Raw genomic sequence first — 2500 nt, forward strand, 5'->3', positions numbered from 1 at the left:
TGTATGTGTGGGGATTTGGTTGCGGGGGCAGGATTTGAACCTGCGGCCTTCAGGTTATGAGCCTGACGAGCTACCGGGCTGCTCCACCCCGCGAGGGTGGTGGGGTGTTTTGTGGGGTGGATCAGGGGACCTGGCGGCGACCGACTTTTCCGCATCTTGAGATGCAGTATCATAGGCGCTGGGGCGTTTCACGGCCGAGTTCGGGATGGGATCGGGTGGAAGTCTCCCGCCATAGCCACCAGGTCTTCTGATCCACCCGACAACTATGTGTCGGTGTGGAGGTTGGTGTTTGGTATGATGAGTGTGTTTGCGTGGATGATTGCTATGCATGTGTATGCTCTCTTTGTGAGAGCGTTGTGTGAGCGATATGGGCGATTAGGACCGGTTAGCTTCACGTGTTACCACGCTTCCACACCCGGCCTATTGACGTGATGGTCTTTCACGGCCCTGTGAGACCTAGTTTTGAGGTGGGTTTCCCGCTTAGATGCTTTCAGCGGTTATCCCGTCCATACTTAGCTACCCGGCTGTGCCGCTGGCGCGACAACCGGTACACCAGAGGTATGTTCATCCCGGTCCTCTCGTACTAGGGACAAATCCTCTCAAGTCTCATACACCCACGGCAGATAGGGACCGAACTGTCTCACGACGTTCTAAACCCAGCTCACGTACCACTTTAATCGGCGAACAGCCGAACCCTTGGGACCTGCTCCAGCCCCAGGATGTGATGAGCCGACATCGAGGTGCCAAACCTCCCCGTCGATGTGGACTCTTGGGGGAGATCAGCCTGTTATCCCTAGAGTACCTTTTATCCGTTGAGCGATGGCCCGTCCACGTGGGACCACCGGATCACTATGGCCGACTTTCGTCTCTGTTCGAGCTGTCACTCTCACAGTCAGGCGGGCTTATGCCATTGCACTCGACAGTCGGTTTCCGACCGACCTGAGCCCACCATCGCGCGCCTCCGTTACACTTTGGGAGGCGACCGCCCCAGTCAAACTGCCCACCATGCAGGGTCCCGGACCAGGCTAGACTGGTCTCGGTTAGACATCAGAAAAATTCAGGGTGGTATTTCAAGGACGGCTCCACCGGTACTGGCGTCCCGGGTTCGTAGCCTCCCACCTATCCTACACAGGATGTCTCTGATGCCACTGCAAAGCTGCAGTAAAGGTTCATAGGGTCTTTCCGTCTGACCGCGGGTACCCCGCATCTTCACGGGGAATTCAATTTCGCTGAGTCGATGCTGGAGACAGTGGGGAAGTCGTTACGCCATTCGTGCAGGTCGGAACTTACCCGACAAGGAATTTCGCTACCTTAGGACCGTTATAGTTACGGCCGCCGTTTACCGGGGCTTCAATTCAATGCTTGCACATCTCCTCTTAACCTTCCGGCACCGGGCAGGCGTCAGGCCGTATACGTCGTCTCTCGACTTCGCACAGCCCTGTGTTTTTACTAAACAGTCGCTACCCCCTGGTCTGTGCCACCCGCCTATGGTTGCCCACGGACGGGTCTCGCTTATCCCGAAGTTACACGAGCAATTTGCCTAGTTCCTTCAGCATCGTTCTCTCAAGCGCCTTGGTATTCTCTACCAGTCCACCTGTGTCGGTTTCGGGTACGGTCTATACGCCAGAGCTATTTCCTGGAATGCTCCAAAAGCCTGGTCAATCCAATAAGACCAGACAACATATCGCATTCGTCACTTCTGGCAGGCCCAGTAATATTCAACTGGTTCCCATCGACTACGGCTTTCGCCCTCGCCTTAGGGGCCGGCTCACCCTGCGTGGATTAACCTTGCGCAGGAACCCTTGGACTTTCGGCGACAGTGTTTCTCGCACTGTTTGTCGCTACTCATGTCAGCATTCGCACTTCCGATATCTCCAGAGAGGGTCACCCCGTCTCCTTCGCAGACCTACGGAACGCTCCGCTACCGCGCATATCAAAGATATGCACCCACAGCTTCGGCACGTGGCTTGAGCCCCGTTACATTTTCGGCGCAGGGTTTCTATTAGACCAGTGAGCTATTACGCTTTCTTTAAAGGATGGCTGCTTCTAAGCCAACCTCCTGGTTGTTTTGGAATCCCCACATCCTTTCCCACTTAGCCACGATTTGGGGGCCTTAGCTGGTGGTCTGGGCTGTTTCCCTCTCGACAATGGACCTTAGCACCCACTGTCTGTCTGCCACGCTCATACTCCTCGGTATTCGGAGTTTGGTTAGGTTTGGTAAGACTTTGGGTCCCCCTAGCCCATCCAGTGCTCTACCCCCGAGGGCAATACGTGACGATCTACCTCAATAGATTTCGCGGAGAACCAGCTATCTCCGAGTTTGATTGGCCTTTCACCCCTAGCCACAGCTCATCCCCGACTTTTTCAACAGGCGTGGGTTCGGCCCTCCAGTGCGTGTTACCGCACCTTCAGCCTGGCCATGGCTAGATCACTCGGTTTCGGGTCTTCTGCCAGCAACTCATGCGCCCTATTCAGACTCGCTTTCGCTACGCCTACACCT

Annotated in this window: 1 tRNA gene and 2 rRNA genes (1 of these 3 cut by a window edge); all 3 read right to left on the reverse strand. The window is 55.5% G+C overall.

What is annotated here, in order from left to right:
* Nucleotides 1-16 precede the first annotated feature (16 nt).
* Nucleotides 17-93 (reverse strand) — tRNA-Met (locus WFJ47_RS16205).
* Nucleotides 94-128: 35 nt separating this feature from the next.
* Nucleotides 129-243 (reverse strand): 5S ribosomal RNA (gene rrf, locus WFJ47_RS16210).
* Between the two features lie 111 nt (nucleotides 244-354).
* Nucleotides 355-2500: ribosomal RNA gene (locus WFJ47_RS16215) — 23S ribosomal RNA — on the reverse strand (it continues 597 nt past the right edge of the window).

Source organism: Asaia sp. VD9, assembly GCF_037150015.1.
GTDB lineage: Bacteria > Pseudomonadota > Alphaproteobacteria > Acetobacterales > Acetobacteraceae > Asaia.